The sequence below is a fragment of the Planktothrix sp. FACHB-1355 genome, from assembly GCF_014748295.1.
Lineage (GTDB): Bacteria > Cyanobacteriota > Cyanobacteriia > Cyanobacteriales > Aerosakkonemataceae > Aerosakkonema > Aerosakkonema funiforme_A.
On the sequence record NZ_JACJUP010000357.1, the window covers coordinates 1 to 5,620 of the forward strand.

General features: G+C 41.4%; 9 protein-coding genes. 4 read left to right on the forward strand and 5 right to left on the reverse strand.

Annotated elements, in window-relative coordinates:
• The 4 genes from H6S82_RS15765 to H6S82_RS15780 all read left to right on the forward strand — a co-directional run.
• A partial coding sequence (locus tag H6S82_RS15765) for an aconitase family protein (protein WP_242056969.1) occupies positions 1 to 565 on the forward strand: 565 nt, incomplete at its 5' end.
• A gap of 159 nt (positions 566 to 724) precedes the next feature.
• The gene (locus H6S82_RS15770; RefSeq protein WP_190462679.1) at positions 725 to 2,047 is read left to right on the forward strand and encodes an anaerobic sulfatase maturase; all 1,323 of its coding nucleotides are present in this window, start codon (positions 725 to 727) and stop codon (positions 2,045 to 2,047) included.
• A gap of 91 nt (positions 2,048 to 2,138) precedes the next feature.
• Positions 2,139 to 3,065, forward strand: a complete 927-nt coding sequence (locus H6S82_RS15775) for a HipA-like protein (RefSeq protein WP_190462677.1) — start codon at positions 2,139 to 2,141, stop codon at positions 3,063 to 3,065.
• A 2-nt stretch (positions 3,066 to 3,067) separates the two neighbouring features.
• On the forward strand, positions 3,068 to 3,847 hold the full coding sequence (locus tag H6S82_RS15780; RefSeq protein WP_190462674.1) for an HIRAN domain-containing protein: 780 nt from the start codon (positions 3,068 to 3,070) through the stop codon (positions 3,845 to 3,847).
• Between the two features lie 183 nt (positions 3,848 to 4,030).
• Here the strand turns inward: H6S82_RS15780 and H6S82_RS34070 are convergent, their stop codons facing one another.
• The 5 genes from H6S82_RS34070 to H6S82_RS15800 all read right to left on the reverse strand — a co-directional run.
• On the reverse strand, positions 4,031 to 4,153 hold the full coding sequence (locus tag H6S82_RS34070) for a hypothetical protein (RefSeq protein ID WP_255512179.1): 123 nt from the start codon (positions 4,151 to 4,153) through the stop codon (positions 4,031 to 4,033).
• Positions 4,134 to 4,322 carry a hypothetical protein gene (locus H6S82_RS15785; protein WP_190462672.1) on the reverse strand — a complete coding sequence of 63 codons (189 nt, stop codon included), beginning with the start codon at positions 4,320 to 4,322 and terminating at the stop codon, positions 4,134 to 4,136. Before H6S82_RS15785 ends, H6S82_RS34070 begins: the two co-directional genes overlap by 20 nt.
• A gap of 92 nt (positions 4,323 to 4,414) precedes the next feature.
• Positions 4,415 to 4,558, reverse strand: a complete 144-nt coding sequence (locus H6S82_RS32780) for a hypothetical protein (protein WP_199315132.1) — start codon at positions 4,556 to 4,558, stop codon at positions 4,415 to 4,417.
• A gap of 204 nt (positions 4,559 to 4,762) precedes the next feature.
• Positions 4,763 to 4,948, reverse strand: coding sequence for a hypothetical protein (locus H6S82_RS15795; RefSeq protein ID WP_190462670.1), 186 nt, complete (start codon positions 4,946 to 4,948; stop codon positions 4,763 to 4,765).
• A gap of 362 nt (positions 4,949 to 5,310) precedes the next feature.
• Positions 5,311 to 5,620 (reverse strand): hypothetical protein (locus H6S82_RS15800; RefSeq protein ID WP_347339507.1); only part of this gene is annotated, 310 nt, incomplete at its 5' end.

The window sequence follows — 5,620 nt, forward strand, 5'->3', positions numbered from 1 at the left end:
CCGTACCGACAAACCCTTCCAGTCATTTTACACCGACAGCGACGCCAAGTTCTACAGCCAGCACCGCTACGATGTCAGCAAACTAGAACCCGTCGTCGCCAAACCCCACTCCCCAGACAACCGCGCCTTAGCACGAGAATGTCGCGATGTCAAGATCGATCGCGTTTATATCGGTTCCTGCACTGGCGGCAAAACCTCCGATTTTGTGAGCGCCGCCCGTATAATCAAAGGTCATAAGGTGAAAGTTCCCACCTACATAGTGCCTGCAACTCAGAAAGTTTACGAAGATTTGTTTACCCTCAAACACGAAGGACAAACTTTATCTGAAATTTTCTTAGAAGCTGGTTGTATCGAACCCGCCGCACCTTCCTGCGCCGCTTGTTTGGGTGGCCCAAAAGATACCTTCGGACGCATGAACGAACCGGAAGTTTGCGTTTCCACAACCAATCGTAACTTCCCCGGTCGTATGGGTAACAAACAAGCGCAAATTTATCTCGCTTCGCCATATACAGCAGGTGCTTCCGCGCTGACTGGATATGTCACCGATCCGAGAGAATTTATTTAAACGCAGAGGTACGCAAAGGTAAACACAGAGGTACACAGAGATAGTTTTGAGTTAATCGAATTTATCCTAATTCAAAAGTAAAATCTTCCTCTGCGTTACTCTGCGTTTACCTTTGCGTTCTCTGCGTTAAAAATCCGATCGTTCAAATATTAAAGTGTTATGACTCAATCTAAAACTCCTGCAAGTATTCATGTCCTAGCTAAACCTACAGGCGCAATTTGCAATCTAGATTGTTCCTATTGTTTCTTTTTAGATAAAGAATTATTATATCCTAAAAGTAAATTTAGGATGAGCGATGAAGTACTGGAGAATTATATCCGTCAACTAATCGAATTTCATCGCACACCACAGGTATCGGTAGCATGGCAAGGGGGAGAACCAACCCTGATGGGGATTGATTTTTTTAGGAAAGCGATCGCATTTCAAGAAAAATACAAAAAACCCGGCATGACCTTTGAAAATTCCATGCAAACAAACGCCACATTACTAAACGATGAATGGTGCGAATTTTTTAAAGAAAATAATTTTTTGCTGGGAGTTAGTATTGATGGCCCTCGCGAACTCCACGATGCCAACCGAGTAGACAAGGGAGGTAAACCAACCTTCGATAAGGTAATGCGAGGTTTGCGACTATTGCAAAAGCATGGTGTTGAATTTAACGTACTAACCACCGTCAACAGAGTTAATGGCGATTATCCTCTCGAAGTTTACCGCTTTTTGCGAGATGAAGTCGGCGCAAACTGGATGCAATTTATACCCATAGTAGAGCGGATAAACGAAGATGGTCTTACCCTCTACCAAAAAGGAAATACTGTATCCGATCGATCTGTCAAAGCCGAACAATACGGTCAATTTCTAATTGCTATTTATGACGAATGGGTTCGTAATGATGTCGGCAAAGTTTACATACAGGGTTTTGAAGCTGCATTAAGCAATTGGTTAGGTCTTGGTTTTTCGGGAGTTTGCTTATTCGATGCTACCTGCGGTAAAGCTTTAGCATTTGAACATAATGGCGATCTTTATTCTTGCGATCACTTTGTCGAACCTGATTATTTGCTGGGTAATATCCAACAAGATTCGATGCGGGATTTAGTTGTTTCCCCGCAGCAACAAAAGTTTGGCAAAGATAAGTCAGATAGCCTACCGAAGTATTGTCGCAACTGCGATGTGCGTTTTGCTTGTCACGGCGAATGTCCCAAAAACCGATTTATTAATACACCAGATGGAGAACCGGGATTAAATTATCTCTGTGCGGGATATAAAGCCTTTTTCCACCATATCGATCGTTCAATGCAAATTATGGCAGAGCTGGTGCGTCGCAAATATCCAGTTAAGTTAATCATGTCTATTTTAGCAGAAGAAGAAGCCAAATTTGCCAAAGCACGTCCTAACGATCCCTGTCCTTGCGGTAGCGAGTTAAAGTTTAAGAAATGTCATGGTAGCAAAGAAATTAGCAGCAAGGAGAAGGCGAAACGGCGATAAGGGAAACTAGGAGATGCTTCGGATAGCTTTATGCAACTGAAACTGACTATAAATTCTTGCTTCAGATGATTGTTTTGGATGTAAAAAAATAATGGGTTCGGTTTTTCCGATAATTACAGTTCCACCAGACGCGCCTGAATACGATGAACCAATAAGAACAAAAGAAGAAGAAGCGTTCTGGTTTCACGAACAGAATTTAGGTCTTTGCCTTTATAAAGAAGCTAGACTTAATACAGGAGAAGATTGGGCAGAGAAAATTGCATCAGAGTTATGTACTTTTCTTAGGCTACCTCATGCAGAGTACGATCTGGCAACATATAACGGTAAACGCGGCACTATTTCACGATCGTTTGTACCAGAAGGAGGAACTTCTATCGTTGGTATTGAAGTTCTTGCTCGGTTAGTACCAGACTATCCGACAAATGCTAGAGATTTGTCCAGACACACAATAGATATAGTATTTAATGCTCTTAATGATTCCTCTGTCCAGTTACCTATGGACTGGACACCACCAGAAGGCATTAAAACTGCGGTGGATGTTTTTGTGGGATACTTACTTTTGGATGCTTGGGTTGGGAACAGCGATCGACACCATCAAAACTGGGGATTGATACAATACAAAGGACTATCAGCAAAGGTGCAAACCACTTATCTCGCGCCAACATACGACCACGGTTCCTGTCTGGGTCGGGAATTGCCTGATGAAAAACGCCTTTTGAAGCTTAACAACGGCTCTGTCGAAGGATATGTGACAAAATGCCCCTCCTACTTTTATGCTAAAGTTGAGGGTGATAAACGAAAACTCAAGACTTTCGAGGTGTTTCGTGAAGTGGCGGGTCGCTATCCTGATGCGGCCTCAGTATGGCTGGAGTATCTAGCAAAGGTGTCGCTTAGTGATACCTTAGACTTGTTTCGCCGTATTCCAAGCGATCGCATCTCAGAAACTGCAATTAAATTTGCCCAAAAAGTCCTTGAGTTAAATCAAAACAGGTTACTCGATCTGCGTAATATACAGTAATTATGAAAACGCTTTTTTTGGCTTGGCAAGATGCAAATACTGGAGATTGGTTTCCCATCGGAAAATTAACTTATGATGGGAAAATGTACGAGTTTGCTTATACAAAAGGTATTCTTGCAGCCATAGAAAAGTGTGGATTTGAACCACTATACTCATTACCAGACCTGAATAAATTATACAGATCGGTTGAACTTTTTCCTTTATTTTCCAATCGAGTGCTGTCGCGATCGAGACCAAACTACAAAAATTTTGTGGAATTATTGAATCTACCTCAGTACGAAGACGATCCCATTACATTGCTAGCTCGTAGTGGTGGGCAAAAGGCAACTGATAAGTTTGAGGTATTTCCCTGTCCAGAACGGGATGAAAATGGATTGTACCATGTCCACTTTTTTGTCCGGGGATTGCGACATTTACCACCAGCATCTCTCGATAGAATTAACAAACTTCAGAAGAATGAATTATTGCGGTTGGTTCACGATTTTCAAAATCCTTACGATCGCAAAGCTTTGATGTTACGGACAAACGAAACTTTTCTAGGCGATTTATACCCTGTAGGTTATTGCCCTCGCTATTTGGTAGATGATGCCTTCAATTTTATCGGCCAAAATCCAGAACTCGTACATATCCAAGTAGAGCGTGTTAACCCAGCACCAACACCGCTCCAGTTCCGTTTGTTATGCAATATGACTGCGCCTTGGCCTGATAATTTTCACCCCTTTTCTAGCTCAATGTATCAGCCGCTCCGTGCTGATATTGCAACTGGAACTAGAGCAAATTAAATCTGGTCAATCGAGTTAACATGACATAAAGGAACGATAAACTATGCCAAGCTTAACATTACGTCAGCGTGTAGGAATGGTTCCACTTTTAATTCAGGGTAGTAAAGACCGATCGGGTCTGTTACTTTTTTTAAACATCACTTGTGTCTGGACGTAAAAGAACCAAAGTTTTCTCTCTTCCAATCAAACTCGCCATTTTTCATCTATTTCTGTCGCCAAATCACAGAGTTCTTTAGCTTTTTTTTCAGCATCTTTAGCAAGTTCTAGCAGTTCTAGCAGTGTCTTTTCATCCGGTAATTTTTTCATTGTTATCTGCTGCTTCCAGGTTGGCTTCATGCAAGCGTTTTTGATACTTTAAAGATATTGCTGTCGCGAAATCGCTCATTTCTTTAGCTTTTTGTTCCGCTAGTTTAGCAATTTGTAAAATTTCTTCTAGTTCTGCTTGTTGCTTATCGGTTAAAGATTGCTGTGTCATCTTAAATTATCCAAACGAGTCATAACTGTATTAACCAACATTTTAGTATCTAGCACCCTTCCCAGCAACTCTGCTAAATCTTCTCCTGCTTCCTAAATTACCTGCGATCGCACATTTTCAGGTAAAATACTATCAACAGTAATCTGGATGCGTCTTCTGGAGTTTTCTACGAATAATAACGCATTACTAAGGGTAGCAAATAATCCAATCAGAGTAACGTTGTCTGGAAAACGCAAGAATAGGCTTCTTATAATGTTAGACCTTCACTTGCGTCCCGCTCGATTCGATCTAGTTCTTGGTATAGTCTGTCAATGAGAGTTTGTATTTCTGAGGGAATAGTCATCTATGTCTTAATTTTACAGAAAATCGGCATACTGAATGAACTTAATTATTCGACTGCGATCGCGCTTTTGATGGGATGCGATCGCACCTTACTACTACTATTCATTCTCACCAGCTTTTTGTTTTGCTGCTTCTCTAATTTTATGGAGACGTTTTTCATATTTTTCTGCAAAATCTTCTGCCAATTCACACAGATTTTTAGCTTGCTGTTCGAGAGTTATGGCAAGTTCAAGACTATCTGCCAAATCTGCTATTTGCTTTTCATTCAGGGTTGGTTGTAGCATTATCTATTCTCCAAACGACTCTTCAGCCTGTTAGCATTTATTTTAGCTTCTAATACTTGACCCCGTATAGTTGCCAAATCTTCCCCTACTTCCTGAATTAGATCGGAAGTCGCCCTCTCACTACACAAAAATATCGGTTTGGGGAAATGCGATCGCTAATTAACCCAAGTTCCTAGTTATTAATTTTGAATATTTTTTTAGGCTGTAGGGTGCGTCAGAGCGCAAAATTCTGGATATAATCACTAATTTTATGACTCTGACGCACCCTACTCAATATAACTAAGTATGTTGTTACGCTTTAGCGCTTTAGGGTTGTTTGATTACGACTGGGATTAAAGCGCTCAAGCGCAACAACGTACCTTTTAACTCGCAGCTGTAGCTTCTGCTTTCACAGTCGCATAAGCCCAATCTAACCAAGGAAGTAACGCTTCCAGATCGGCAGTTTCTACCGTTGCGCCTCCCCAAATTCGCAATCCTGGGGGTGCAGCGCGATAGGCTGCGATATCATACGCAACTTTCTGCTTTTCTAGCAGTTTCGCCAATTTTTTGGCGTATTTGGCTTGGTCTTCGCCACTCAGATTAGTGAACCAAGAATCGATAATTTTCAAGCAAATGGAAGTACAAGAACGAATTTCCGGTTTTTCGGCTAGAAAATCAGCCCAATCGCTTTTT

What these genes read in the sequence shown, in the direction of transcription:
- H6S82_RS15770 (WP_190462679.1), top strand. Translation starts at nt 725, where the DNA reads ATGACTCAATCTAAAACTCCTGCAAGTATTCATGTCCTAGCTAAACCT.
- H6S82_RS15775 (WP_190462677.1), top strand. Translation starts at nt 2,139, where the DNA reads ATGGGTTCGGTTTTTCCGATAATTACAGTTCCACCAGACGCGCCTGAA.
- H6S82_RS15780 (WP_190462674.1), top strand. Translation starts at nt 3,068, where the DNA reads ATGAAAACGCTTTTTTTGGCTTGGCAAGATGCAAATACTGGAGATTGG.
- H6S82_RS34070 (WP_255512179.1), bottom strand. Translation starts at nt 4,153, where the DNA reads ATGAAAAAATTACCGGATGAAAAGACACTGCTAGAACTGCTAGAACTT.
- H6S82_RS15785 (WP_190462672.1), bottom strand. Translation starts at nt 4,322, where the DNA reads ATGACACAGCAATCTTTAACCGATAAGCAACAAGCAGAACTAGAAGAA.
- H6S82_RS15795 (WP_190462670.1), bottom strand. Translation starts at nt 4,948, where the DNA reads ATGCTACAACCAACCCTGAATGAAAAGCAAATAGCAGATTTGGCAGAT.